25 protein-coding genes and 1 tRNA gene are annotated in these 24,157 nt (G+C 70.0%); 12 read left to right on the top strand and 14 right to left on the bottom strand.

From position 1 onward, the window contains the following. Nucleotides 1-38: 38 nt before the first annotated feature. The 4 genes from ABWO84_RS00670 to soxR form a co-directional block, all read right to left on the bottom strand. Nucleotides 39-554, bottom strand: a complete 516-nt coding sequence (locus tag ABWO84_RS00670; protein ID WP_353111474.1) for a flavin reductase family protein — start codon at nucleotides 552-554, stop codon at nucleotides 39-41. Further along, nucleotides 551-1,918 carry an FAD-dependent oxidoreductase gene (locus ABWO84_RS00665; RefSeq protein ID WP_353111472.1) on the bottom strand — a complete coding sequence of 456 codons (1,368 nt, stop codon included), beginning with the start codon at nucleotides 1,916-1,918 and terminating at the stop codon, nucleotides 551-553. The genes ABWO84_RS00670 and ABWO84_RS00665 overlap by 4 nt, the downstream gene beginning before the upstream one ends. A gap of 63 nt (nucleotides 1,919-1,981) precedes the next feature. Beyond that, nucleotides 1,982-2,581, bottom strand: a complete 600-nt coding sequence (locus tag ABWO84_RS00660; RefSeq protein ID WP_353111470.1) for a superoxide dismutase — start codon at nucleotides 2,579-2,581, stop codon at nucleotides 1,982-1,984. 108 nt (nucleotides 2,582-2,689) lie between these two features. After that, on the bottom strand, nucleotides 2,690-3,157 hold the full coding sequence (gene soxR / locus ABWO84_RS00655; RefSeq protein ID WP_353111468.1) for a redox-sensitive transcriptional activator SoxR: 468 nt from the start codon (nucleotides 3,155-3,157) through the stop codon (nucleotides 2,690-2,692). Between the two features lie 78 nt (nucleotides 3,158-3,235). Between soxR and fdxA the strand changes: the two genes are divergently transcribed. Together fdxA and ABWO84_RS00645 are read left to right on the top strand one after the other, a co-directional pair. Then, entirely contained in the window at nucleotides 3,236-3,556 is a 321-nt protein-coding gene (gene fdxA, locus ABWO84_RS00650) for a ferredoxin (protein WP_353111466.1), read from the top strand. Nucleotides 3,557-3,617: 61 nt separating this feature from the next. Beyond that, nucleotides 3,618-4,148, top strand: coding sequence for a GNAT family N-acetyltransferase (locus tag ABWO84_RS00645; RefSeq protein WP_353111464.1), 531 nt, complete (start codon nucleotides 3,618-3,620; stop codon nucleotides 4,146-4,148). Between the two features lie 9 nt (nucleotides 4,149-4,157). Here ABWO84_RS00645 and ABWO84_RS00640 read toward each other — a convergent pair whose 3' ends face one another. After that, complete coding sequence (locus ABWO84_RS00640; protein WP_353111462.1) at nucleotides 4,158-4,634, bottom strand: Lrp/AsnC family transcriptional regulator; 477 nt, start codon at nucleotides 4,632-4,634, stop codon at nucleotides 4,158-4,160. A 113-nt stretch (nucleotides 4,635-4,747) separates the two neighbouring features. Between ABWO84_RS00640 and ABWO84_RS00635 the strand changes: the two genes are divergently transcribed. Then, nucleotides 4,748-5,947 (top strand): trans-sulfuration enzyme family protein, encoded by a 1,200-nt coding sequence (locus ABWO84_RS00635; protein ID WP_353111460.1) that lies wholly within the window; start codon nucleotides 4,748-4,750, stop codon nucleotides 5,945-5,947. A gap of 7 nt (nucleotides 5,948-5,954) precedes the next feature. On the opposite strand, the gene ABWO84_RS00630 is transcribed toward ABWO84_RS00635, so the two are convergent. Together ABWO84_RS00630 and ABWO84_RS00625 are read right to left on the bottom strand one after the other, a co-directional pair. Next, nucleotides 5,955-7,151: an MFS transporter gene (locus tag ABWO84_RS00630; RefSeq protein ID WP_353111458.1), complete on the bottom strand. Its 1,197-nt coding sequence runs from the start codon at nucleotides 7,149-7,151 to the stop codon at nucleotides 5,955-5,957. Beyond that, nucleotides 7,148-7,684: a winged helix-turn-helix domain-containing protein gene (locus ABWO84_RS00625; protein WP_353111456.1), complete on the bottom strand. Its 537-nt coding sequence runs from the start codon at nucleotides 7,682-7,684 to the stop codon at nucleotides 7,148-7,150. Before ABWO84_RS00625 ends, ABWO84_RS00630 begins: the two co-directional genes overlap by 4 nt. A 73-nt stretch (nucleotides 7,685-7,757) precedes the next feature. Here ABWO84_RS00625 and pepN point away from each other — a divergent pair, with 73 nt between their 5' ends. Next, nucleotides 7,758-10,268 (top strand): aminopeptidase N, encoded by a 2,511-nt coding sequence (gene pepN, locus ABWO84_RS00620; protein ID WP_353111454.1) that lies wholly within the window; start codon nucleotides 7,758-7,760, stop codon nucleotides 10,266-10,268. Nucleotides 10,269-10,281: 13 nt separating this feature from the next. On the opposite strand, the gene ABWO84_RS00615 is transcribed toward pepN, so the two are convergent. Continuing rightward, nucleotides 10,282-10,920, bottom strand: coding sequence for an MBL fold metallo-hydrolase (locus tag ABWO84_RS00615; RefSeq protein ID WP_353111452.1), 639 nt, complete (start codon nucleotides 10,918-10,920; stop codon nucleotides 10,282-10,284). 153 nt (nucleotides 10,921-11,073) lie between these two features. On the opposite strand from ABWO84_RS00615, the gene ABWO84_RS00610 reads away from it, so the two are divergent. After that, nucleotides 11,074-11,146 (top strand) — tRNA-Glu (locus ABWO84_RS00610). A 106-nt stretch (nucleotides 11,147-11,252) separates the two neighbouring features. On the opposite strand, the gene ABWO84_RS00605 is transcribed toward ABWO84_RS00610, so the two are convergent. The 5 genes from ABWO84_RS00605 to ABWO84_RS00585 all read right to left on the bottom strand — a co-directional run bounded on the left by ABWO84_RS00605 (nucleotide 11,253) and on the right by ABWO84_RS00585 (nucleotide 15,954). Beyond that, nucleotides 11,253-12,572 (bottom strand): acyltransferase family protein, encoded by a 1,320-nt coding sequence (locus ABWO84_RS00605; protein WP_353111450.1) that lies wholly within the window; start codon nucleotides 12,570-12,572, stop codon nucleotides 11,253-11,255. A gap of 61 nt (nucleotides 12,573-12,633) precedes the next feature. Then, nucleotides 12,634-13,371 (bottom strand): phosphatase PAP2 family protein, encoded by a 738-nt coding sequence (locus ABWO84_RS00600; RefSeq protein WP_353111448.1) that lies wholly within the window; start codon nucleotides 13,369-13,371, stop codon nucleotides 12,634-12,636. Between the two features lie 91 nt (nucleotides 13,372-13,462). After that, nucleotides 13,463-14,728, bottom strand: a complete 1,266-nt coding sequence (locus ABWO84_RS00595; RefSeq protein ID WP_353111446.1) for an MFS transporter — start codon at nucleotides 14,726-14,728, stop codon at nucleotides 13,463-13,465. Continuing rightward, a complete protein-coding gene (locus ABWO84_RS00590) occupies nucleotides 14,721-15,257 on the bottom strand; it encodes a helix-turn-helix domain-containing protein (RefSeq protein WP_353111444.1) in 537 nt (178 codons plus the stop codon). The genes ABWO84_RS00595 and ABWO84_RS00590 overlap by 8 nt, the downstream gene beginning before the upstream one ends. A gap of 79 nt (nucleotides 15,258-15,336) precedes the next feature. Further along, nucleotides 15,337-15,954 carry a TIGR00645 family protein gene (locus tag ABWO84_RS00585; protein ID WP_353111442.1) on the bottom strand — a complete coding sequence of 206 codons (618 nt, stop codon included), beginning with the start codon at nucleotides 15,952-15,954 and terminating at the stop codon, nucleotides 15,337-15,339. Between the two features lie 179 nt (nucleotides 15,955-16,133). Here ABWO84_RS00585 and ABWO84_RS00580 point away from each other — a divergent pair, with 179 nt between their 5' ends. From ABWO84_RS00580 to ABWO84_RS00550, 7 genes are all read left to right on the top strand, one after another. Beyond that, nucleotides 16,134-17,132, top strand: a complete 999-nt coding sequence (locus tag ABWO84_RS00580) for a TerC/Alx family metal homeostasis membrane protein (protein WP_353111440.1) — start codon at nucleotides 16,134-16,136, stop codon at nucleotides 17,130-17,132. Nucleotides 17,133-17,287: 155 nt separating this feature from the next. Then, the gene (leuC, locus tag ABWO84_RS00575; protein ID WP_353111438.1) at nucleotides 17,288-18,724 is read left to right on the top strand and encodes a 3-isopropylmalate dehydratase large subunit; all 1,437 of its coding nucleotides are present in this window, start codon (nucleotides 17,288-17,290) and stop codon (nucleotides 18,722-18,724) included. 2 nt (nucleotides 18,725-18,726) lie between these two features. Next, nucleotides 18,727-19,323, top strand: coding sequence for a 3-isopropylmalate dehydratase small subunit (gene leuD, locus ABWO84_RS00570; RefSeq protein WP_353111436.1), 597 nt, complete (start codon nucleotides 18,727-18,729; stop codon nucleotides 19,321-19,323). Nucleotides 19,324-19,399: 76 nt separating this feature from the next. Further along, nucleotides 19,400-20,764 (top strand): UDP-N-acetylglucosamine 1-carboxyvinyltransferase, encoded by a 1,365-nt coding sequence (murA, locus tag ABWO84_RS00565; protein ID WP_353111435.1) that lies wholly within the window; start codon nucleotides 19,400-19,402, stop codon nucleotides 20,762-20,764. Between the two features lie 4 nt (nucleotides 20,765-20,768). Beyond that, the gene (locus tag ABWO84_RS00560) at nucleotides 20,769-21,518 is read left to right on the top strand and encodes a lysophospholipid acyltransferase family protein (RefSeq protein ID WP_353111433.1); all 750 of its coding nucleotides are present in this window, start codon (nucleotides 20,769-20,771) and stop codon (nucleotides 21,516-21,518) included. After that, nucleotides 21,508-22,650 (top strand): NAD(P)H-dependent glycerol-3-phosphate dehydrogenase, encoded by a 1,143-nt coding sequence (locus ABWO84_RS00555; RefSeq protein ID WP_353111431.1) that lies wholly within the window; start codon nucleotides 21,508-21,510, stop codon nucleotides 22,648-22,650. The genes ABWO84_RS00560 and ABWO84_RS00555 overlap by 11 nt, the downstream gene beginning before the upstream one ends. Beyond that, the gene (locus ABWO84_RS00550) at nucleotides 22,550-23,632 is read left to right on the top strand and encodes a D-alanine--D-alanine ligase family protein (protein ID WP_353111429.1); all 1,083 of its coding nucleotides are present in this window, start codon (nucleotides 22,550-22,552) and stop codon (nucleotides 23,630-23,632) included. Before ABWO84_RS00555 ends, ABWO84_RS00550 begins: the two co-directional genes overlap by 101 nt. Before the next feature lie 4 nt (nucleotides 23,633-23,636). Here the strand turns inward: ABWO84_RS00550 and ABWO84_RS00545 are convergent, their stop codons facing one another. Continuing rightward, the gene (locus ABWO84_RS00545) at nucleotides 23,637-24,143 is read right to left on the bottom strand and encodes a DUF3515 family protein (RefSeq protein ID WP_353111427.1); all 507 of its coding nucleotides are present in this window, start codon (nucleotides 24,141-24,143) and stop codon (nucleotides 23,637-23,639) included. Nucleotides 24,144-24,157: the final 14 nt, after the last annotated feature.

The following is a 24,157-nucleotide window of genomic DNA, read 5'->3' as shown; positions in this document are numbered from 1 at the left end:
GTCTGCGGTTCTCCGCCCTCAGCGGATCCGCGGGCCGATCACGCGTCTCCTCGCTGCTCCAGATCGCGCGCGCCGCGGAAGGCGTGCTTCCATCGGAGGAGCGGCGTGCTGTCGCCGGGCAGGCTGCCGCGTCCGACGTCACCGGTCAGCAGCACCTGGTCATTGACCGGAACCGCATCGCGCACACGGCACCAGAACGTCACCAGTCCGTCCGGCAGCCACAGCGGGCCCTCCGCCGAGGCCTCCGCTCCTGCGTCCGCGAGGGCGGCGAGGCGTTCGCTCCTCATCGTGCTGCGGGAGGTGAGGGCCCGGACCAGGGGTGCATGATGCTCGCCGAGCACGGTGAGCGCCCAGGGCTCGCCCCGCCGGATCGCGGGCAGCGCGTCCCGGTCCTCTCCCACCGAGACGGCGAGCGTGAAGGGCGCGACCGAAGCGGTCAGCACGGAGCCGGCGATGAAGAAGCGATGCTGATCGGCGTCGCGCACGGACACCAGCGTCACCCCGCTGCCGTAGAGCGCGAAGCTGTCGTACAGCGGCTCGGTCTCGACGATCATGCGCGCACCGTGCTCTCCGCACGCGCCACCGCGGACATCTCCTCGCGGGAGAAGATCTTGATGCGTTCGCGACCACGCTCGTCGCCGAGCTCGCGCTCCCGCCGATCCACCCGCAGCCATCCGTCCCAGCCGATCCCGGTGAGGCCATGGCGATCGAGCAGCCCGGGGAGCGGGTCGGGGCGCCCTCCGGCGTCCGCGTGCGCCTCGGCGTCCTCCATCAGACGGGTTACGGTCTCGAGGGAGTCCGATTTGGTCGAGCCGATGAGCCCCACCGGGCCCCTCTTGATCCACCCGCTGACGTAGAGCCCGGAGACGACGGAGCCGTCGGCGTCGAGCACGCGGCCCTTCTCGTGCGGGATCCTCCGGCGGAGGGCGTCGAAGGGGGCCCCGGGGACGGCGCTGCTTGCGTACCCGATGGCCCGGTAGACCTGCCCGACGGGATAGGAGACGAGCTCGCCCGTGCCCTCCACGGTACCGTTCGCCCGGTGCCGGGTGCGTTCGAGGGTGAGGGATGCGACGTGCGCATCGCCGTCGATCCGCACGGGCGCCTGCATGAAGTGCAGATGGATGCGCCGCGACGCGCGCATCGTCGCGGGATCGCGCTCCGACCACGCGACGACGGTCTTCGCGACGATCCGACGCTGCCGCGAGGCGGCCAACAGCGCATCCGACGACCGATCGAACACCATGTCCGCCGGATCGACGACCACGTCCACGTCGGGAACCTCCCCGAGCTCACGTAGCTCCAGGGGGGAGAAGGCGGCCTCGGCCGGGCCGCGACGGGCGAAGAGATGCACGTCGGTGACCCGGCTCGCGGCGAGACCCGCGTGCACGTGATCGGGGATCTCGGTCGGGAGGAGGTCTGTCGCGTGCTTGGCCAGCATCCGTGCGACGTCGAGGGCCACGTTCCCCGCGCCGATCACCGCCACCTGCTCGGCGTCCAGCGGCCAGTCCTGCGGCGCGTCGGGATGGGCGTCGTACCAGGAGACGAACGCCGAGGCGCCGAAGCTCCCCGGCAGGTCGACGCCGGGCACGGACAGGGGCGCGTCGTCGTCTGCTCCGGTGGAGATCACCACGGCGTCGTAGACGGTGCGCAGCGCGTCCAGAGGGAGGTCGACACCGACGTCGACGCCCGCGATCAGACGGATGGTCCCGCTCCCCAGTGCCTCCTGGAGTGCATCGATGATGGCCTTGATACGGGGGTGGTCCGGGGCGACCCCGTAGCGGACGAGTCCGTACGGCACGGGGAGGCGCTCGAAGAGGTCGACCTGCACGTCCCGGTTCTGGCGGGTGAGGATGTCGGCGGTGAAGATGCCGGCCGGTCCGGCGCCGACCACGGCGACGCGGAGTGGGGAGGATGTCACGTGTGTGCTCGCTTCTCGAGGCCCGGCCGCCACGGGGCGGCCGGGCGGGGGGATCGGTCGGGGTCAGTCGCGCGCAGCCGTGAAACGCCGCGCGACGTCCTCCCAGTTGACGATCTCCCAGAACGCCTTGACGTAGTCGGCGCGGACGTTCTTGTAGTCGAGGTAGTACGCGTGCTCCCAGACGTCGAGCTGCAGCAGAGGGGTGACGCCGAGCGGCACGTTCGACTGCTGGTCGAACATCTGGAAGATCAGGGGGCGGGATCCGACGGAGTCCCAGGCGAGCACCGACCAGCCGGAGCCCTGCACGCCGAGCGCGGTCGCCGTGAAATGCGCGCGGAAGGCGTCGATCGAGCCGAACGAGTCCTCCAGGGCGGCAGCGAGTTCGCCCTCCGGTGCGCCGCCGCCGTCGGGCGACATGTTCTGCCAGAACACGCTGTGGTTCACATGGCCGCCGAGGTTGAAGGCCAGGTCCTTCTCCAGCTTGTTGACGCCGGCGAGATCGCCCTTCTCGCGGGCGTCGGCGAGCTGCTCGAGCGCGGTGTTGGCACCGGTGACGTAGGCCTGGTGGTGCTTCGAGTGGTGCAGCTCCATGATCGTCGCCGAGATGTGCGGCGCGAGGGCGGAGTAGTCGTAGGGGAGTTCGGGCAGCGTGTACACGCTCATGGCGCGGTCCTTTCTGAGGCGGAAGGTCGTCGCGGTCGGCGTGATCGTGGCGACGTGATCCACGGTAAGACCTCAAGTCGACTTGAGGTCAAATCGGACCGGTGGCGCTCAGTCCTCGGGGATGTCCTCGAGGCGACGAGGGCCGGATCCGGTCGCCGCGAGGGCGTCGTCGGGATTGAGCAGGGCGCAGGCCTTCATGGACAGGCAGCCGCAGCCGATGCATCCCGTGAGTTCGTGCTCCAGCCTCTCGATACCGCGTCGGCGCTCCTCGAGCCGGTGCTTCCACTGCCGGGAGGCCCGCTGCCAGTCCTCGTGGCTCGGCATCCGGTCCAATGGCACGGAGGAGAAGGCATCCTGCACGTCGGCGAGGGGGATACCGAGCCGCTTCGCGACGGACACGAGGGACACCCTCCGGAGCATGTGGCGGCGGTAGCGCCGCTGATTGCCCGAGGTGCGCTCGGAGGCGATGAGGCCGAGCTCCTCGTAGTAGCGGAGCGCCGATACGGCGACGCCCGTGCGACTGCTCATCTCCCCGATCGTCAGGAGCTCCTCCGGCTCGTGCGCGATGTCCGGCATCCTGTCCTCCTTCTCCGCTTGATCTCAAGTTCACTTGAGATCATAGGCTCGAAGGAACGAGGACGGGAGAGGGCTCTCATGACGTATGTGATCGCGTTGCCGTGTGTCGACGTGAAGGACCGCGCCTGCGTGGATGAGTGTCCGGTGGACTGCATCTATGAGGGTGAGCGGTCGTTGTACATCCATCCGGATGAGTGTGTGGATTGTGGTGCGTGTGAGCCGGTGTGTCCGGTGGAGGCGATCTATTACGAGGATGATCTGCCGGAGGAGTGGGCGGATTATTACAAGGCGAATGTGGAGTTCTTCGAGGAGGTCGGCTCGCCCGGTGGCGCCGCCAAGGTCGGCGTGATCCACCACGACCATCCGATCATCGCCGCCCTGCCTCCGCAGGGGGAGTGACCGCCTCCGCTGGCGCTCCCCGGGCGATAGTGTGGTCCTTTCCGGCGAGAGAGGACCACGGATGATCGACGGCATCGTGATCAGGCGGGCGACCGAGGCCGATGCGCCGGAGGTGCTGCGCCTCTTCGACGAGATCATCGAGTGGTTCGCCTCGATCGGAAACCAGGGGCAATGGGGCACCGAGCCGTGGTCGACCTCGGAGCGGCAGATCGGTCGGGTGACCGAGGCATGCGGCCTTCCGGAGGCCTGGGTCGCAGAGCATCCCGATGTGGGACTGTGCGGAGTGCTCGTGCTCGGCGAGGCCATGGAGTACGTCCCGGCTGCGACCGAGCCGGAGGTCTACGTGCGGCTGCTGCTCGCGAGCCGAGACCAGCGGGCCAGGGGCATCGGACGTCGGCTCCTGACGTTCGCGGACGAGCGGGCGGTGGCGGCGGGTGTCGATCGGCTGCGCGTCGACTGCTACGGCGGCGGCACCGGAGACCTCGTGCGGTTCTATGAGTCCTGCGGGTACGAGCGGATCGCCGCTTTCGACGAGGACGGCTGGCCCGGGCAGCTCCTCGGACGCCGGCTGGCCGCGGTCGCTGCGGGATAAGGGGCGGGCTCAGACGCGGAGCAGACCGCGCCCCTCCCGCCGCTCGAACACCAACTGCGTCTCCGTCGCGCGCACCACCTCGTGGACGGTGATCCGCTCGAGCACGATGTCGCGCAGTGCGGCGGCGTCCTCGACGGCGACATGCACGAGGAAGTCGTCGGCTCCGGCGATGTGGAAGACCTGGAGGACGCCGTCCGTCCCGGTGAGGTCGTCGAAGAGTGCCTCGACCCCGGGCTTGCTGTGGTTGCCGAGGCGCACGCGGATCACCGCCTGCACGGGGAGGCCGAGCGCCGAAGGGTCGAGTACGAGTCGCGTGCCGAGGACGACGCCCCGCGTGCGGAGGGAGCGGAGGCGGAACGCGGCGGTCGAGGCGGGGATGCCGAGCCGCGCGGCGAGCGCCTTGATGGTGGCGTCCGGCTGCTCGCCCAGAGCGGCGACGATCCGCAGATCGAGCTCATCGACCGAGGGGTGCTGCGCTGCGGCCAAGTTCCTGCCCTTCTCCTCCCGGATTCCTGTTCGGTAGACAACATCATGCCTGCCGGCGTCTCTCAGGAGCAAGAGAAGTGGCCTTTCGCTGCCCGATGGGACATCCTGGGCCCATGTCTGACCTCCCGCTGCACCCCGAGACCCTCGCCGTCCACGCCGGGCGTGCCGACTTCGGCGCCCTGGGGGTGCACGCGGCTCCGATCGACCTCTCGACCACCAATCCGCTTCCCGACATCCTGCACGGCGGCGACTCCTACGAGTCGATGGCCACGGGCGGGCACCCGGTGCCGGACGGCGGCAACGTCTACGCGCGACTCTGGAACCCGACCGTCGCCCGCTTCGAGGAGGCTCTCGCCGAGCTCGAGCACGCTGAGGCCTCGGTCGCATTCGCCTCGGGGATGGCCGCGATGACCGCGGCGATCCTCGCTCACACGCAGGCGGTGGGGAAGCGCCATGTCGTCGGGGTGCGGCCGCTCTACGGAGGCACGGATCACCTGCTCGACTCGGCGCTCCTCGGCGCTGAGGCCACCTTCTGCGATCCCGAAGGCGTGGCGGCGGCGATCCGCTCCGACACGGGGGTCGTCGTGCTGGAGACGCCGGCGAACCCCACCCTCGACCTCGTCGACATCGCCGCGGTGGTGGCTCAGGCCGGCGAGGTGCCCGTGCTCGTCGACAACACCTTCGCCACGCCGCTGCTGCAGAACCCCCTCGACCTCGGTGCGGCGATGTCGCTGCACAGTGCGACGAAGTACATCGGCGGGCACGGAGACGTCATCGCGGGGGTGATCGCCTGCTCCGAGCCGATCGCCGAAGGGCTGCGTCGCGTGCGGGCGATCACCGGCGCCCTTCTCCACCCGCTCGGGGCCTATCTGCTGCATCGGGGGCTCGCGACGCTGCCTGTCCGGCTGGCGGCCCAGCAGGCGGCCGCCGCGGCGCTGGCGGATCGGCTCGCGGAACACCACGGGGTCGCCGAGGTCTTCTATCCCGGACGCCGCCCCGGGGAGCAGGAGCTGCTCGACCGCCAGATGCGGGGGAGCGGCGCGATGATCGCCCTCCGTCTCCGCGGGGGCTACCCGGCCGCCGAGGCGCTGACCGGCGCGGTGCGGCTGTTCACGCACGCGGTGTCGCTCGGCGGCGTCGACTCGCTGATCCAGCACCCGGCCGCGCTCACTCATCGCCCCGTGGCGCCTGAAGCCCGCCCCGGCGCGGACATCGTGCGGCTCTCGATCGGCCTGGAGAACGTCGAGGATCTGTACGCCGACCTCGCACAGGCTCTGCGGCGGGCCGACGCCGTCGCCGTTCCTGCGCGTTGACGACACGTCAGGTCCGGATGGCCATGTCGGGAGCCCGGAAGCGGCAGAACGCGATGAGGACGCCGGCGGCCGCCACGAACGCGCCCGCGATGGCGAAGAACATCGACATCCCCGCCGCGTCGGCGATGAGCCCGGTCGCGGCGTAGGCGATCGGGCCGAGCCCGAGCGTGAGCACGGAGAGCACGGCGGTGATCCGGCCCAGGAGCTCCGGCGGTGCGGCGCGCTGCAGTTGACCCTGGCAGACGATCATCGTGATACCCGTCGTGAGCCCGAGGCTGCCGCCGCAGGCCATCGCGAGCGCTACGGCAGGCGCGGCGCCGAGCGCGAGGAGCAGCAGCGCGGTGGCCGTCAGCGCGCCCAGCGCGGCGCCTCTGCCCAGGAGGCGTACCGGGACGAAGGCCAGCAGCGCGCTCGTCCCGAGGGCGACGGCGCTGAACGTCACGAGGATCGCGCCGGCGCTGGCGGCGTTCCAGCCGCGTTCCCTGGCCAGGAGGACCACGCCCGCCGCGACGGGCCCGGAGAACGGAAGCTCGGAGAGCGCCGTGCCGACGATCAGGGGCATCAGCCCGGTACCTCTGAGCCGCCGATGGCGCGCGGCACCGGGAGCCTCCTCGGGGGCGGCCCTCGGGATATCCACACCGGCGCGAGGTCGCAGGCTCCGCAACAGCACGACGGACAGCGCGAACAGCGCGGCGATCGCGACGAATGCCGGTGCGGGTCCGAGCAGGATGAGCGCGGCACCGACGGCGGGGCCGAGCGTGTTCGCGATCCGCAGTCCCGTGATCCGCCAGGCCTGCAACGAGACGAGACGGTCGCGGGGGACCAGTCGCACGGGCATCGCCCCCACCGCGGGGATGAAGCACGCATCCGCCGCGCCGAACACCGCGGCGACGATCATCAGCCACCAGGGCGCGATGCCGGAGGCGGCAGCCATTGCGGCGGCGGCGACCAGGGTGGCGGCGCGCACGGCATCGGTCCACAGGGCGATGCGGCGCGGATCGGCCCGGTCGGCGAGCACGCCGCCGAGGAGCAGCAGAAGCAGCCGGGGGACCGCTCCGACGGCCAGGATCGTCCCGGACCAGGCCGGTCCGCCGGCCTCTGCGGCGACCCAGGTGAGGACGACGAAGTAGGCGACGTCGCCGAGCACGGCCAGGGTGTAGGCGATCACCCAGCGGAGGGCGGCGCCGCGGAGCGCGCTGCTCATCGTCGTTCGTAGAGCTGCAGCTGGACGACAGTGGAGGGGGAGGAGGCGCCGCCTTCCGGGCGACGGTAGCGGGCGATCACGGCGAGGAGTTCCGCTTTCAGGCGTGCCCGCGACGGCGGGTCGAGAGAGAGGGCGACGTCGAGGAAGACGGTGTCCTCGAGCCACGCCCGCTCCGCGGTCCCGGCGGTCATCGCGGCACGATGGAGCTCTTCGGCCTGTGCGAGGGCGGCGGCGCGGACGTATTGCCGGGACAGGTCCTCATCGTCGTGCGCCGCGGGGTCGAACTGGGAGACCTCGTCCGCCGCCCGCCACCATCTCTCGCGGCGAGTGCCGCGTTCGTGGTCCTCGAGGATGAGTCCCCCCGCCGCGAGCGTGCGGAGGTGGTAGCTCGCGGCGCCGGAGTCGATCCCGAACTCCCTTCCGAGCATCCGCGATGTCGCGGGGCCGCCGGTGCGCAGGCGGCGGAGGAGCGCGATCCGACTGGGGTGCGAGAGCACCCGGAGCTGAGCGGAGGTCAGTTCTCGGGGGTCCATCTCCGAAGGATAGTCATTGCGAAGAACTCTTCGCAACGGGCGGGTGCATCCGAACGCGTGACACGATGGAGGCATGTCTGCCAACGCCACCGCGAATCTCACTGCGAACCTCACGAGGGAGGAGACCGCCGAACGCGCCACCCGCATCACCGTCCGCCGGGCGCGTGTCGAGCTCGACCTGACGGGTGCGCCTGAGCGCGCCCGGACGGGATTCCGCACGATCACCACCCTGGAGTTCGACGCATCGACGCAGGAGACCTGGGTCGACTTCATCGGAGAGCGGGTCGACAGGGTGGTCGTCAACGGGGCCGACCATGACGTCGATTACGACGGCGCGCGCATCCGGCTGAACGGCCTCCAGCCGTCGAACGAGGTCCGCATCGAGGCAGTGGGCGCCTACAGCCGCTCGGGAGAGGGGCTGCACCGCTTCCACGACCCGGTCGACGGGGAGACGTACCTCTACACGCAGTACGAGCCGGCCGACTCCCGCCGGGTGATGGCCTGCTTCGAGCAGCCCGACATGAAGGCGGCCTACACCTTCGTCGTGACCGCCCCGGCCGGGTGGCACGTGCTGTCCAACCAGCACGTCGTGGACGTCTTCGAGGGGATCGGGATGCAGCGCGTCGAGTTCGCGCCGACACTGCCGATCTCCAGCTACATCACTGCCGTCGCTGCGGGACCCTACGCGCGGATCGACGACGAGTGGCGCCGCGGAGACCAGGTCGTCCCGCTCGGGCTGTTCTGCCGTGCCTCGCTCGCGCGCTACCTCGAGGCCGGGGAGATCCTCGAGGTCACGAAGCAGGGGCTCGACTTCTTCACCGACGCCTTCGCGTTCCCCTATCCCTGGGGCAAGTACGACCAGATCTTCGTTCCGGAGTACAACCTCGGCGCGATGGAGAACCCCGGTCTGGTGACGTTCACCGAGTCCTACATCTCGCGCGGCGCGGCGACCGACGCGCAGCGGGAAGGACGCGCGAACACGATCCTCCACGAGATGGCCCACATGTGGTTCGGCGACCTCGTGACGATGAAGTGGTGGGACGATCTGTGGCTCAAGGAGTCCTTCGCCGACTACATGGGCGCGCACGCCTCGGTCGCCGCGACGCGCTTCTCGGAGGCCTGGGTGGCGTTCGCGAACCGCCGCAAGGCCTGGGCGTACACGCAGGACCAGCTGCCGACGACGCACCCCATCGTGGCTGACATCCCCGACCTCGAGGCGGCGAAGCTCAACTTCGACGGCATCACCTATGCCAAGGGCGCCGCTGTTCTCAAGCAGCTCGTCGCCTTCGTCGGCGAGGACGCCTTCTTCGAGGGAGCGCGTCGCTACTTCGCCGAGCACGCCTACGGCAACACCACGCTCGACGACCTGCTCGTGCAGCTCGAACGGGCCTCGGGGCGTGATGTGCGCTCGTGGTCCGCGGCGTGGCTGGAGACCACGGGGGTCTCGACCCTCTCACTCGAGGCCGCGGAAGACGGCGGAGAGGTGATCGTGCAGACGGATCCGCGTCCCCACCGTCTTCGTGTCGGGCGCTACGACCTGCGAGACGGCGCACTGGTCCTGCGCGACCGCAGCGAGCTGGACGTCGCGGGGGAGCGCACCCCCTTCGAGCGCGCGAACGCGGATCTCGTGCTGATCAACGACGAAGACCTCACCTACGCCAAGGCGCGGCTGGACGAGCGCTCGGTCAATGCCGCGGCGGAGGCGCTCTCGTCGATCGACGACGCGCTCGCACGCGGCCTCATCTGGGCATCGTTGTGGAACGCGACACGGGACGGCGAGCTCGCGGCCGGGAGGTTCCTCGAGATCGTCCGCGGCCATGCGGCGGCCGAGGGTAACATCACGCTGCTCACCGGCCTCCTGCTGAACGCCGGGTTCGCCGTGCAGCACTATGTCGCGGACGGATCGCGCTCCGGCGAACGGCGCGCGTGGCTCGACGCCTGCGCCGATGCGCTGCGGAACGCCGCCGCGGGGAGCGATGCGCAGCTGGCGTGGGCCCGCGCCTTCGCCGCGGCCGCCGCCTTCGACGACTCCCGGGCGGCCGAGGTCCGTGCGCTGCTCGCCGGCAGCGCGCCGGAAGGGCTGCCGCTCGACCCCGACCTCCGCTGGGAGCTGCTCATCGCGCTCACGGCGACGGGGCACGCCGGTGCTCAGGACATCGCTGCCGAGCTGGCGAACGACGACACGGCGAGCGGGTTCACCGCGCAGCTGAGGGCGCTCGCGTCCCGGCCCGAGCCCTCCGTCCGTGCGGCGGCCTGGGACGCGGCCTGGACGGACGCGACCCTGAGCAACGACCATCTGGACGCGACGATCGCGGGGTTCCGCGCCGGCGGCCGTCGGGACCTCATCTCGAGATTCGACGACGCCTACTTCGCGCGGATCGCGGAGGCATGGTCGCTGCGGAGCATCGAGCTGGCGCAGCGGCTGGTGGTCGGACTCTTCCCCGCCTCGGACTCGCTCGCACCCGTCGACGCCTGGCTCGCGGCGCACACGGAGGCACCCGCGGCGCTGCGGCGCATCGTGGTGGAGCAGCGGGACCACCTCGCCCGCGACCTCCGGGTGCGCGCGGCGCAGCCGGGGGTCTGAGCCGGGCGGAAGCTCAGAGGTCCAGGGAGCCGCCGGGCTCGAGGGCGATGAATTCTCCGCCTCCCTGCTCGACGGCCCACTGGAGTCGCTGACGATGCATGGTGCGCCCGATGACGGAGAGCGTCATGTCATGGGTGCCGAAGGCGCGTCGCGGGGCGACCGCGAGGACGAAGTCGATCGCGTCGCCGATGCGCAGCCAGGGCGCACCGAGCGGCGCCGCGAGCGTACCGACGTCGACGCCTTCGGGGACGGCGTAGGAGTCGCCCGGGTAGTAGAGCTCATCGTCGACGAGCACCCCGACGTTCTCGATCCGCGGGATCGATGAGTGGATGATCTCGTGGGACCCGCCGAAGAACCTCAGCGTGAACCCGCCGGCGCGTACCGTGTCTCCGGGGTGGACGACGGTGATCTCGTACCCCTCGGCGGCGCGGGCGACGCCCTCCGGGGCGAAGACCGGCGTGCCCGGGGCTGCTCGCAGCACCGCGTCGAGGTGCGCCGGGGTCCAGTGGTCGGGGTGCTCATGGGTGAGCACGACCGCCACCACGCTGCGGAGGTCCTCGATCGGGGAAGTGAAGGATCCCGGATCGACCAGGAGCGATTCGCCGCCCTTGTCGATGCGGAGAGCGGCATGTTCGAACTTCGTGACGCGCATGCCTCGAGTCAACTCCTCGCGGGAGCGGTCCGCAAACCGCGTGCAGCTGCGCGACACGCCCGTGATCCGCGCCGAGGCGGCCTCGATTTGGACGCACGCGAATGACCGTGGCATACTTGAACGGTTGCAAGGACGGCCTGAAGAAGGCCGGACGGCCCCATCGTATAGCGGCCTAGTACGCCGCCCTCTCACGGCGGTAACGCGGGTTCGAATCCCGCTGGGGTCACAACACGAGAAAACCCCCGGTTCATCCCGGGGGTTTTCTCGTTTCCGGGTGGGCGGGAGACGGCGTCCTCCTCGTCCCGGGGCGGAGACGTCCGATGCCGTGCCCGTCATTCCGTTCGGCGCTTCGCCCCGAAGCCGCCGGTCAGCCAGAGCGCGGCGACCGCGCCGACCAGTCCCGCGATGGCGAGAGGCAGGTCCAGGCCGTAGGCGGTGATCGCCAGCGCGGGGAGGGCGAAGACCACCACGGCGAGCGGCGTCGCGCCGGGGAACCGGGTCGCGCCCATCGGAGGCAGCCTCTCGAAGCGTCCGAGCGGGAGGGAGATCAGCCAGACGGCGACGAGGACCAGGATCAGGAACGGCACTCGCGTCCACCACCAGACGGCCCCGCCCGGATACGGCATGGGGACGGGGAGGAGCAGCTCGATGCCGATGAGCACCATGACCATCGGGAGATGCCAGAGGTACACCGTCATGAGTCGCGAGCCGATCACGAACATCGCTCCGCGGACCGGCTTCATCCGGGTCAGCGCCGTCAGGGGCCGGTGGAGCAGCGTCAGGATCGCCGCCTGGACGACGGCGAAGAGCGCCATCGGCACCGTCGGCGGCCACTGGTTGGCGAGCATGTTCCAGGAGTAGCCCACGAGGGGCACCGAGAACACGGCCACGGCGGCGACGCCGAGCGCGATGGCGACGAGCTGCCAGGCGGATCTCTCGCGGAACCAGCCGTCGTAGAGGAAGAACCCGACCTGCTGCGCGAACAGCCAGACGAAGAGCACGTTGGGGATCCCGAACAGCTCCTCACCGACGCCATAGCGGTCGGCCGGCAGCGAATGCACGTCCAGCACTCCGCGGACGACGCCGAAGCGCACGGCATCGACGAGGACCGCTCCGACGAGGAGCACCAGCAGCACCCGAGCTCCGTACCGTTCGTGCCAGCGCATCATCTGCGGAGCGAGCGCCTGCGCGAGGACATAGGCGGCGAGGAACCAGAGCGGTGATCCGACTCCGATCGCCACGGTGTCGACGAGCGCGGGGTCGACCCCCAGGAGCCTCGTCGCTCCGATGGCCACCGCGAAGAAGGCGAAGAGCGGCAGAGCCGGCCGGGCGAGCCTCGCCAGGCGCACGCGGACGAAGTCGTCGGCGGTCCCGCCCTTGCGAACCGCGGAACGCCATCCGGCCCGCGCGGCGAAGCCTCCGACGACGAAGAACAGCGGCATGATGTCGGCGATCCAGCTCGCGACGTCGAACCAGGTCTGCTTCTCCACAGTGCGCTCGATGAGGATCGATCCATCGGCACCCCTCCCGACACCGCTGAACAGGATGTGGGCGAAGACGACGAGCACCACGCAGGCCACACGGACGAGGTCCAGGGTCAGGTCGCGCCCGGCGGGGACCGTGCGGGTGGGCGTCGAAGCGGCGCTGCTCATCCCGCGAGTCTAGGGCGAGTCGCGGCGTCCTCCGGAAGGGTGTGGATGGTTCGCGGCATCCTCAGCCGTGCGCGGCGGCGCGGCGTCCGCGGAGGGGGAGGAACTCGTCGATGCGGGCGGCGACGTCGGTGCGCGCGGCGAGGGCGTCGATCACGGCGAAGGCGAGGACCACGCCGAAGACGCCGCAGAGCATGGCGGCCACGACATCCGACGGATAGTGCACGACGGTGTACATCCGGGACAGGCCGACGCCGATCGTGAGGACGGCGCCGGCGATGAGCGTCCACCATCGGGCCCTCGTCCTCCACGTGAGCAGCACGGCGGCGACGGCCAGAGACGCGACGAACGCGACGTGTCCGCTCGGGAACGACGGATCCGTCTCCGGAGCGCCGACGCGGTGCACCGCGGCCGACCAGCCGGGCCGGGGCCGCGCGACGATGAGCTTGAGCACGCCGGTTCCGGCCCAGCTGAGGCCCACGGCCAGACCGGCGGCGAGGCCCGCCGCCGCACTTCTCCTGGCGAACGCGACGACGGCGGCGAAGAGCACACCGATGACCACGGCGGATGCGGGGCCGAAGGCGGTCGCGACGAGGTCGGCGAGCGCATCCCACAGCGGCGTGTGCTGTGCGTTGAGCGCGAGGTCGACGGGCAGCTCCCGCGCATCGCCGCGGATCAGCAGTCCGGTCACCAGGACGGCGGCGATGCCGAGAACCGATGCGGAGACGGCGAGCCGGAGCGAACGGCGCGAGCCCGGCCAGGGCAGCAGGGGGGATTCCGAGTGCTGATCTCGTGCGCTCATCGACCGGTCCTCTCCGGCCCGTCGGGAGGACCGATCCGGTCACGCTATCGGCAGTCGGGTGACAGAAGGATGACAGGCGGCTGGGATCGGGCTATGAATCGGAAGGTCCGGAGCCCGCGCGGAGGCTGAGGGCGCGGATGCGCGGGTTGCGCAGCGGCACCAGCATCATCAGGATCATCCCGCCCCCGAAGACCGCGAAGGCGACCCAGAGCGGTGCGATGGTCGCGAGCGCGCCGAAGAGCGCCATCGCGGCGGGCATCAGGCAGTCGTCGCCGAGCTGTGTGATCGCGCTCATCCGGCCCAGGTAGGCGGCGTCGACCATCGCGGTGAACGTCGAGCCGAGCATCACCGAGGCGAAGCCGGCGGTCACGCCCAGCACGAGGCTGGCGGTGCCAGTGACCCACGCGGGGCCGAGTCCCAGCATCACGATGCAGAGGCCTTGCACCATCAGGGCGATGAAGCCGGCGCGTGCCTCGCGTCGCGGACGCAGTCGCAGCACGGAGAGAGAGCCCAGCGCGGCGCCAGCGGCGAGGAGCCCCTCGAAGAGGCCGACGGCGCCGGCGCCCCAACCCTCCGCGGTCGCACGCAGGGCGATGCCGATCCCGACGGCGGGCCCCACCGCGAGGTTGAGGCCGAGGAGGGAGAGGATGAGCGTGCGCGTCAGCGCCGCCGCCCGGAGGTGCGCGAATCCCTTCCCGATGCCGCGGAGCACGGGCTCTCGTTCCGTGCGGGGGAGCGCGAACCGCGGACGCAGCCAGATCGCGAGGAAGGCGATGAGCAGGGCGAAGGTGATCGTGTCCACGGCAGCGCCCCCGGCCAGGCCGCTGTGAGCTACGAGGAAGCCGCCCACCGCCGCGCCGCCCATGGTGCCGAGTCGCCAGGACACCTGCGCTGCGGCGCCGTAGCGCGGCAGATCCTCGGTGCGGACGAGCTGACGGGAGAGCGTCGCCGCGGAGGGGGAGTAGAGGGCGTCGCACACGCCGAACGCGACCGCCGCGATCGCGAGCATCGGCACCGTCGGCGGGTGCGCGAGCACCCACCCCGCCGTGCCGACGAGCACGAGGATCCTCAGCGCGTTGAAGAGGATCATCACCCGCCGCGCGTCCGCGCGGTCGGCCAGCGCCCCGCCGAAGAGCAGGATCGCGGCACGGGGCACGGCCCCGGCGGCCACCACGAGTCCCGCGACGGCGGGGGAGGCGATCTGCACCGCGGTCCAGGACAGGGCGATGCTCCAGATGGCGTCTCCCGCGTTGGCGAGGCCGATCACGCCGATCCAGGCGTGGACCATCCTGTCCCGTCCGAACGGCGGGGGAGTGCGCAGGAGGCGCGGCGCCTCGGACGTCGTCGGCTCAGACATCGGCGGGGAAGCCGTGCGCGAAGAAGAACACGGGGATGCGGTCCTGGCCGTCGTCCTCGTCGATGCCCGCGCCCCAGTCGTCCAGCAGTGCGTTCAGCCGCGCACCGAGGTCGGCGAGCTCGGCGGGGGTGGCCCGCTTCAGCGAGTCGGTGCTGAAGGCCTCGACCTCGCTGTCCCGCGAGATGCGGTTCCACCGCTGCAGGAGGTCGATCTGGTGGCGGATGTTGGCGCGCTGCGCCTCCCGCGCGAGCAGGCGATCCGCAGGTGAGGCGAAGTCCGTCTCCGCCCAGGTGAACGACCGGCGGCGCAGTCGCCACCAGCTCGTCCGCCGATCGCCTGAGGGGTCGTCGACATGCTCGACCACCTCCGACCGCTGGAGCATCCGCAGGTGATGGCTGATGCTCCCCACCTGCACGTCGAGGGCCCGCGCGATGGCGCCGACCTGGCATGGGCCGTGCACCAGCAGATGGTCGAAGATGCGCCGGCGCAGCGGATGGTGCACGGCGGCGATGACGGAGATCTGTTCCACGCCGTCACGCTATGCGCGGTCCGACAATCCCACAAGAGTTCTTGTATACCGCGAAAATCCGGGGATCGAGGTTGTCGGGTCAGTGCTCGTCGTCGTGCTTCGGCGCGGTATGCGACATCTTGTCGATCCAGGCGAGCGCGAGCGCGGAGAGAATGAACACCACGTGGATGATCACCTGCCAGAGCACGCCCGTCGGCGAGTAGCCGCGGGTGACGCCCTCCGCGCTCATCCCGCCCACCTCGATGAACGTCTTGAGCAGATGGATCGACGAGATGCCGATGATCGCCATCGCGAGCTTGACCTTGAGCACGTTCGCGTTGACGTGCGAGAGCCACTCCGGCTGATCGGGATGGTCTTTCACGTCGATGCGGGAGACGAAGGTCTCATACCCGCCGATGATCACCATGATCAGCAGGTTCGCGATCATGACGACGTCGATCAGCCCGAGGACGGCCAGCATGATCTGGCTCTCGTTGAGCTGCTCGCCGGAGAAGACCTTCTCGACGAGGTGCCAGAGCTCGATCATGAACACGACGACATAGATGCCCTGGGCCACGATGAGGCCGAGGTAGAGGGGGGCCTGCAGCCACCGGCTCACGAAGATCAGGGAGCCGATCGCGCTCGCCCAGGGGTTGCGGGCGCGCTTGTCGGTACGAGCAGTGGCGGGCGCCGAAGGCGCGGGGGGCGTCTCTGTCACGCGTTCCATTCTGCATGACGCGTTTCCGTGTGCGATCATGGATGCTGCGAGAGGGAGTATCCCGTCATCGCGCGTCCGTCATCACGAGCACCGTCACCGCTGCTCCGGGCGCGCACCGCGCTCCGGCGCGGGGGAGAGACTTTCGGTTTCGACCGACCCTTGCGAAAGGCGCTCTCTCCGTGAACATCCCCGTCTGGTTCGAGGTCACCTCCCTGGTGGTCCTCACCCTGATCCTCATCGGCGATCTGCTGCTCATCCTGAAGCGGCCGCACATCCCGTCGACGAAGGAATCCACCCTCTGGGTGGTGTTCTACGTGGCGCTCGCGCTGCTGTTCGCGGGGATCCTGCTGGTGGTGGGCGACTCGAAGACGGCGGTCGACTTCGTCACCGGCTGGGCGATGGAGTACAGCCTGTCGATCGACAACCTGTTCGTCTTCGTCCTGATCATGGCCCAGTTCTCCGTGCCGCGCCGCTATCAGCAGGAGGTGCTGATGGTGGGCATCATCATCGCCCTCGTGCTGCGGGCGATCTTCATCCTGATCGTCGGCGCCGCCGTCGAGCACCTCAGCCCCATCTTCTACGTCTTCGGCGCCTTCCTCGTCTTCACCGCGATCCGGCAGGCGATGCCGGAGAAACAGGGCGACGACGCACAGACCGAGAACTTCATCATCCGCATGCTGCGCCGCGGCATCGACATCAGCGACGACTACGACGGCTCGAAGCTCCGCACCGTGGTCGACGGGAAGAAGATGTGGACGCCGATGCTCATCGTCTTCGTGTCGATCGGCGTCACCGACCTGATGTTCGCCGTCGACTCGATCCCCGCGATCTACGGGGTCACGCAGAACCCGTTCATCGTCTTCACGGCGAACCTCTTCGCACTGATGGGTCTCCGCCAGCTCTACTTCCTGCTCGGGGACCTGCTCGAGAAGCTCAAGTACCTGCACTACGGCGTCGCCTTCATCCTCGGGTTCATCGGCGTCAAGCTCGTGCTGCACGCGATGCACGAGAACGAGCTGCCCTTCATCAACGGCGGCAAGCCGATCGAGTGGGCCCCGGACATCAACAACTGGGTGTCGCTCGGCGTGATCTTCGCCTCGATGCTCGTCGCCACCGTCGCGAGCCTCATCTCGTCGTCGCGGGAGAAGAAGCGGACGATCCCGGCGGCGTCGGAGTGACACACGCGGCGGAGCATCCTTCCGCCGCGTGTAAACTGACCGGCATGCAGGCGCAGGCGCTTCTCCTTAGCAGCCGCGACGAGACCTCGTTCAGCTAGGCCTCTCTCGTCGCGGAGTCCGTTCTGGCCGCACGCCGAGACAGGAGACAGCGACACATGACCACCCCCGCACCGGCCGACCGTCCGCGCACCCTCGCCGAGAAGGTCTGGGACGACCACCTCGTCGTCAAGGGCGAGAACGGCGAGCCCGACCTCATCTACATCGATCTGCACCTCGTGCACGAGGTGACCAGTCCGCAGGCGTTCGACGGCCTCCGCGCCGAGGGGCGCCCGTTGCGCCGCCTCGACCTGACGATCGCCACCGAGGACCACAACACGCCGACGCTGGACATCGACAAGCCGATCGCCGACCTCACCAGCCGCACACAGATCGATACCCTGCGCCGCAACGCGGAGGAGTTCGGCGTGCGCCTGCACTCCCTGGGCGACGCCGAGCAGGGGATCGTGCACGTGGTCGGCCCCCAGCTGGGGTTGACGATGCCCGGGATCACCGTGGTCTGCGGCGACTCCCACACGTCGACCCACGGCGCCTTCGGCGCGATGGCCTTCGGGATCGGCACCAGCGAGGTCGAGCACGTGATGGCCACGCAGACCCTGCCGCTGAAGCCCTTCAAGACCATGGCGATCAACGTCGAGGGCACGCTGCGTCCGGGGGTGACGGCGAAGGACATCATCCTCGCGGTGATCGCCAAGATCGGCACGGGCGGCGGCCAGGGCTACGTGCTCGAGTACCGCGGCAGCGCGATCCGCGCGCTGTCGATGGAAGGCCGCATGACGATCTGCAACATGTCGATCGAGGCCGGTGCGCGAGCGGGCATGGTGGCCCCGGACGAGACCACCTTCGCCTACGTGCGGGGCAAGGCGCACGCCCCGCAGGGGCAGGAGTGGGACGAGGCGGTCGCCTACTGGCGCACGCTTCCCACCGACGACGGCGCCGTCTTCGACGCAGAGGTGTTCATCGACGCCGACCGGCTCGAGCCCTTCGTCACCTGGGGGACGAACCCGGGACAGGGCAGCTCGCTGTCGGCCGACGTCCCGGATCCGGCGACGATCACCGACGCGAACGAGCGCGCCGCCGCGGAGCGCGCGCTGGAGTACATGGACCTCACGCCGGGGACGCCGCTGAAGGACGTGAAGGTCGACGCGGTGTTCATGGGCTCCTGCACGAACAGCCGCATCGAGGACCTGCGGGCCTTCGCCTCGATCATCGAGGGGAAGAAGAAGGCGGACGGCGTCCGCGTGATGGTGGTCCCCGGCTCCGCACGCGTCCGCCTGGAGGCCGAGGCCGAGGGGATCGACAGGATCGTCACCGAGTTCGGTGCGGAATGGCGCTTCGCCGGGTGTTCGATGTGCCTGGGGATGAACCCCGATCAGCTCGCCCCCGGTGAGAGGTGCGCGTCGACGTCGAACCGCAACTTCGAGGGCCGCCAGGGCAAGGGCGGGCGCACCCACCTGGTGTCGCCGCTCGTCGCCGCGGCGACGGCCATCCGCGGCACCCTGTCCAGCCCCGGCGACCTGGTCGAGGAGGCCTGACCATGGAGAAGTTCACCACCCACACCGGTATCGCGGCTCCGCTGAAGCGCTCCAACGTCGACACCGACCAGATCATCCCCGCCGTGTTCCTCAAGAGGGTCACCAAGACGGGCTTCGAGGACGCGCTGTTCCACGGCTGGCGCCAGGACCCCGGGTTCGTGCTCAACCAGCCCGCGTTCGCAGGCGCCAGCGTGCTGGTCGCCGGCCCCGATTTCGGCACCGGATCCAGCCGCGAGCACGCGGTCTGGGCGCTGCGCGACTACGGCTTCCGCGTGGTCCTGAGCTCGCGGTTCGCCGACATCTTCCGCGGCAACTCGGGCAAGCAGGGACTGCTCGCGGCGACCGTCGACGAAGCCGACATCGAGCGCATCTGGGAGCTGATCGACGCCGATCCGGGCGTGTCCGTCACCGTCGACCTCAGCGCGCGCACCGCCACGATCGGCAGCTTCCAGACCGCCATCGGGATCGACGATTACACTAGGTGGCGGCTCCTCGAAGGGCTCGATGACATCGGGCTCACGCTGCGCAACGAAGACAAGATCGCGCAGTTCGAGGCCCGCCGCGAATCGTGGCGGCCACGCACGCTTCCGGTCCGTTAGGACGGAGCTCGTGGGGCCCGGGGCCACAAGCCCCGGCGGCGCGAGCCGCGTTCACACCGATGAAGAAGAGGCCCGAATGACGACACCTGTGCGCGATGCCGCTCTCCGAGGAGCACCGGCGCTGACCGGATCCGAACTCGCGATCCGCGGGGGGCAGCCGCTGCGCGGCCGGGTCGACGTGAAGGGCGCGAAGAACCTCGCCACCAAGGCGATGGTCGCGACGCTCCTGGGAGAGACCCCCAGCACACTGCGCGATGTGCCGGACCTCAGTGACGTCGCGGTCGTCCGTTCGCTGCTCGAAGTCCACGGCGTCCGCGTCATCGAAGGGGACGAGCCCGGCTCGCTGACCTTCGACCCGAGCGGCGTCGAGTCGGCGCACATGGAGGAGATCGACGCGCACGCGGGAGCCTCGCGCATCCCGATCCTCTTCTGCGGCCCTCTGCTGCACCGCCTCGGGCAGGCGTTCATCCCCGACCTCGGCGGTTGCCGCATCGGCGACCGTCCGATCGACTTCCACCTCGACGCGCTGCGCAAGTTCGGCGCCGTGGTCGAGAAGCTGCCCAGCGGCATCCGCCTCTCCGCGCCGAGCGGTCTGCGCGGCGCGAACATCCACCTGCCGTACCCCAGTGTGGGCGCCACCGAGCAGGTGCTGCTGAGCGCCGTGCGGGCGAAGGGCGTCACCGAGCTCCGCAACGCGGCCATCGAGCCGGAGATCATGGACCTGATCGCCGTCCTGCAGAAGATGGGCGCGATCATCTCCTACGAGCCGAACCGCGTCATCTACATCGAGGGCGTCGACCGTCTGCGGGGATACGATCACCGGTCGATCTTCGACAGGAACGAGGCGGCGTCCTGGGCCAGTGCGGCACTGGCGACCGACGGCGAGATCTTCGTCGGCGGCGCCAAGCAGCCCGAGATGCTGACATTCCTCAACGTGTTCCGCAAGGCGGGCGGCTGGTTCGACATCCAGGAGGACGGCATCCTCTTCCGCCGTGACGGCGAGCTGCAGCCCGTCGTGGTCGAGACCGACGTGCACCCGGGCTTCATGACCGACTGGCAGCAGCCGCTGGTGGTGGCGCTGACCCAGGCGAAGGGCCGGTCGATCGTGCACGAGACCGTGTACGAGAACCGGATGGGCTTCACACAGGCGCTCGTCAAGATGGGCGCCGACATCGTCGTGCACCCGCACGGTCTGCAGGACGGCCCGCGTCGTGTCGCTCGCCGCGATCTCGAGCAGGCGGCCGTCATCACCGGCCCGACCCCGCTGCACGCCGCGGACATCGTGGTGCCCGACCTCCGCGGCGGCTACAGCCACGTGATCGCGGCGCTCACCGCCCAGGGGGAGTCACACGTCTCCGGCGTGGACATCCTCAGCCGCGGCTACGAGAAGTTCCTGACGAAGCTCTCGGCGCTGGGCGCCGATTTCGACGTCGTCGGATGAGCCGATGACCGCCTCGGAGAAGAGCAGACCCAGCCTGTTCTGGCTGCTCGCCGTCGCCGTCGTGCCGGTGGTCTCGTTCCTGGCGAAGATCACCTTCGTCGGCAAGGAGAAGCTGCCGCGAGAGGGCGCGTTCGTGCTCGCGCCGAACCACTACTCGGAGTTCGACCCGCTCGTGGTGGCGGTCGCTGTCTGGCGTCTGAAGCGCGCGCCGCGCTTCATGGCGAAGGAGAGCCTGTTCCGCGTCCCGGTGCTCGGCTGGGCGCTCAAGCGCACCGGCATGATCCCGGTGGCGCGGGCCTCATCGGCCGCCGCTGCCAAGCAGACGATGGTGCAGTCGCGCGAGCTCGTCCAGCATGGACGCGGTGTGATCGTCTATCCGGAGGGCACTCTCACACGCGACCCCGACCTGTGGCCGATGCGGGGGAAGACGGGCGCCGTGCGCCTCGCCCTCGCCGGCGACATCCCGCTCATCCCGATGGCGCAGTGGGGCGTGCAGGAGATCATGCCCCGTTATGGCAAGGTCATCCGCTTCTGGCCGCCGCGCAAGAAGGTGACCGTGGTGATCGGCGACCCCGTCGACCTCTCCGACCTGACGGGAAGGGCCGGCGATCAGGCCGTGCTCGCCGAGGCGACCCGGCGGCTGATGGACGCGATCACCGCCCTCCTGGAGCCGGTGCGCGGCGAGAAGGCACCGGAGAAGCGCTGGAACCCGGCGGAGCACGGACAGAAGGAGACGGGGCGCCTTGACTCCTAGACGTACCCCCGCCGCCGCAGGCCCCCGTGTCGCCGTCGTCGGCGCCGGCAGCTGGGGGACGACGTTCGGGAAGATCCTCGCTGACGGCGGCGCGCAGGTCACCATGTGGGCCCGCCGCCCCGAGCTGGCTCAGGAGATCGCCGAGGCGAAGCGCAACTCCAAGTACCTCCCCGGGATCAACCTCCCGCGGGCCATGAACGCGACTCACGAGCTCGCCCGCGCGATGGAGGGCGTCGACCAGGTGTTCCTGTCGGTGCCCAGTCAGTCGCTGCGTGAGAACCTCAAGGCCGTGCGTCCGCTCATCGAGGGGCGCGACATCCCCGTGGTCAGCCTGATGAAGGGCGTGGAGCGCACGACCGGCCTGCGGATGAGCCAGGTCATCGAGCAGGAGCTCCGCTGCGACCCGGGGCTCATCGCGGTGGCCTCCGGGCCCAACCTCGCGCTCGAGATCGCGCGCGAGCAGCCCACCGCCGCGGTCATCGCCTCGCGCAGTCAGGAGACCGCCGATGCGGTCGCCCGCGCCGCGCGCAACTCCTACTTCCGGTCGTTCGTGAACACCGACGTGATCGGCACCGAGTTCGGCGGGGTGCTGAAGAACCTCATCGCCGTCGCGATCGGCATCGTCGACGGCGTGGGCTACGGCGAGAACACCAAGGCGTCGATCATCACCCGCGGCCTCGTCGAGATGACCGACTTCGCCGTGGCGAACGGCGCGCACCCTGAGACGCTGCAGGGCCTCGCCGGTCTCGGCGACCTCATCGCCACCTGCCAGTCGCCGCTGAGCCGCAACAACACCGCGGGGCGGCTGCTCGGCCAGGGGTACAGCTTCCAGGACGTGGTGAAGCAGATGCAGCAGACGGCGGAGGGGCTCGCCTCCGTGGCGCCGATCCTGCAGCTCGCCCATGAGGCGGAAGTGCACATGCCCATCGTGGAGCAGGTGAAGATGGTGCTCGACGGCAGGATGGATCCCCGCGACATCGCCCCTCACCTGACGACCGACGACGACACCCCGCAGGGGGAGAGGACCAATCATGGACAGGCAGACGGTGGTGGTGCTCTTCGGCGGGCGTTCCAGCGAGCATTCGATCAGTTCCGCCACGGCGGGCGGGGTGCTGGCGGCGATCGATCGTGACCGCTACGCGGTGATCCCGGTCGGGATCACGCGCGAGGGCGCCTTCGTGCTCGAGCAGGACGATCCCGGGAAGTTCGCCCTCGACGCGGCTCGTCTCCCGGAGGTGGCCGACAACGGCAGCCGGGTGAGGTGGCCGGAGCCCGGTGGCGACCGTACGCTCCGCGTGGTGCATCAGGACGGGCGCGTCGAGGACCTCGGAGAGGTCGATGTCGTGCTGCCGATCCTGCACGGCACCCACGGCGAGGACGGCACGATCCAGGGCTTCTTCGACACGCTCGAGGTCCCCTACGCCGGGGGCGGCGTGATGGACTCCGCGCTCTGCATGGACAAGCACTTCATGAAGGTCGCCCTGCAGGCGGCCGGCATCGCCGTGGCGCCATGGGTCACGGTGCGCCGGCGCGACTGGGTCCGTGACGCCGGCCCTCTGCGCACCCGGATCGCCGAGCTCGGTCTCCCGGTGTTCGTGAAGCCCGCCCGAGCTGGGTCGAGCGTCGGCGTGTCGAAGGTCGCCGACCTCGCGGAACTCGACGCGGCGCTGGAGATCGCGTTCGCCGAGGACGAGAAGGTGCTCGTCGAGACCGGCATCACGGGGCGCGAGATCGAGGTCGCCGTGCTCGAGGGCGCCGACGGCGTGCGCGCCTCGCTTCCGGGTGAGATCGTGCTGACCTCGCGCGGCTTCTACGACTTCGAGGGCAAGTACCTCGGCGGCGACGGAGTGGAGACCGTCTGCCCCGCCGAACTCACGGAGGCTGAGACGGCCGCGGTGCAGCGCGTGGGCGTCCACGCGTTCGAGGCGGTCGACGGCCGCGGACTGGCGCGGGTGGACATGTTCCTCACCACGGAGGGAGAGCTCGTCGTCAACGAGCTGAACACGATGCCGGGCTTCACCCCGATCTCGATGTTCCCGAAGTGCTGGATCGCCTCGGGACTCGCTTACGGCGACCTCATCACGGAGCTGGTGGAGGCCGGTCTGCGCCGCTGAGCGCTCAGCCCTTGGGCGCCTCGTAGCCGTCGGGCAGCTTGTCCGGGGCGATGCACTTGCGATCGACCGGGATCTTCTGCACGGCGGTGACCAGCGACCTGTTCGAGAGCACGGCATTGCCGTTGACCACCTTGGTGTTCACGAAGACCTGCACGGCGGGGTCGCGGCCGTAGGTGGTCATGCGCATCCACGGCTCCTTCGCCGGGTCGACGAGCCAGTCGACGCCCTCGATCGAGATGCACTGCAGCTGGCTGGTGGGTCCCGGGACCTCCACTCCGCAGCTGACGATCGTCGTGGAGTCCGTCGAGCCCTGCGCGGCCCAGGCGCCGGTGGCCTGTGCGTCGGTCCACCGTCGATCCTGGTCGGCGAGGGCGTTGGGAAGGCGGACGGTCACCTCGGCGCAGAGCGGATCGTTCGCGTCCTTGGCCGGCTCGATGTGCACGGTGGACGAGCAGCTCGACAGGGCGAGCGCCGCGAGCACGCAGGCGGCAGCGGCAAGGCGACGGAGCATGCTTCCAGGCTACC

Origin of the sequence: Microbacterium sp. (assembly GCF_040394595.1) — a bacterium.
Classification (GTDB): Bacteria; Actinomycetota; Actinomycetes; order Actinomycetales; family Microbacteriaceae; genus Microbacterium.
Note: the sequence above shows the minus strand (reverse complement) of the source record. Positions and strands in the feature narration are given on the sequence as shown.

Excerpts from the sequence above, each read along its gene's own strand:
- ABWO84_RS00605 (WP_353111450.1), bottom strand. The coding sequence starts at position 12,572 with ATGAGCAGCGCCGCTTCGACGCCCACCCGCACGGTCCCCGCCGGGCGC.
- pepN (WP_353111454.1), top strand. The coding sequence starts at position 7,758 with ATGTCTGCCAACGCCACCGCGAATCTCACTGCGAACCTCACGAGGGAG.
- fdxA (WP_353111466.1), top strand. The coding sequence starts at position 3,236 with ATGACGTATGTGATCGCGTTGCCGTGTGTCGACGTGAAGGACCGCGCC.
- ABWO84_RS00615 (WP_353111452.1), bottom strand. The coding sequence starts at position 10,920 with ATGCGCGTCACGAAGTTCGAACATGCCGCTCTCCGCATCGACAAGGGC.
- ABWO84_RS00545 (WP_353111427.1), bottom strand. The coding sequence starts at position 24,143 with ATGCTCCGTCGCCTTGCCGCTGCCGCCTGCGTGCTCGCGGCGCTCGCC.
- ABWO84_RS00645 (WP_353111464.1), top strand. The coding sequence starts at position 3,618 with ATGATCGACGGCATCGTGATCAGGCGGGCGACCGAGGCCGATGCGCCG.
- murA (WP_353111435.1), top strand. The coding sequence starts at position 19,400 with ATGACGACACCTGTGCGCGATGCCGCTCTCCGAGGAGCACCGGCGCTG.
- leuC (WP_353111438.1), top strand. The coding sequence starts at position 17,288 with ATGACCACCCCCGCACCGGCCGACCGTCCGCGCACCCTCGCCGAGAAG.
- ABWO84_RS00670 (WP_353111474.1), bottom strand. The coding sequence starts at position 554 with ATGATCGTCGAGACCGAGCCGCTGTACGACAGCTTCGCGCTCTACGGC.
- ABWO84_RS00595 (WP_353111446.1), bottom strand. The coding sequence starts at position 14,728 with ATGTCTGAGCCGACGACGTCCGAGGCGCCGCGCCTCCTGCGCACTCCC.
- ABWO84_RS00550 (WP_353111429.1), top strand. The coding sequence starts at position 22,550 with ATGGACAGGCAGACGGTGGTGGTGCTCTTCGGCGGGCGTTCCAGCGAG.
- ABWO84_RS00625 (WP_353111456.1), bottom strand. The coding sequence starts at position 7,684 with ATGGACCCCCGAGAACTGACCTCCGCTCAGCTCCGGGTGCTCTCGCAC.
- soxR (WP_353111468.1), bottom strand. The coding sequence starts at position 3,157 with ATGCCGGACATCGCGCACGAGCCGGAGGAGCTCCTGACGATCGGGGAG.
- leuD (WP_353111436.1), top strand. The coding sequence starts at position 18,727 with ATGGAGAAGTTCACCACCCACACCGGTATCGCGGCTCCGCTGAAGCGC.
- ABWO84_RS00560 (WP_353111433.1), top strand. The coding sequence starts at position 20,769 with ATGACCGCCTCGGAGAAGAGCAGACCCAGCCTGTTCTGGCTGCTCGCC.
- ABWO84_RS00630 (WP_353111458.1), bottom strand. The coding sequence starts at position 7,151 with ATGAGCAGCGCGCTCCGCGGCGCCGCCCTCCGCTGGGTGATCGCCTAC.
- ABWO84_RS00660 (WP_353111470.1), bottom strand. The coding sequence starts at position 2,581 with ATGAGCGTGTACACGCTGCCCGAACTCCCCTACGACTACTCCGCCCTC.
- ABWO84_RS00635 (WP_353111460.1), top strand. The coding sequence starts at position 4,748 with ATGTCTGACCTCCCGCTGCACCCCGAGACCCTCGCCGTCCACGCCGGG.
- ABWO84_RS00600 (WP_353111448.1), bottom strand. The coding sequence starts at position 13,371 with ATGAGCGCACGAGATCAGCACTCGGAATCCCCCCTGCTGCCCTGGCCG.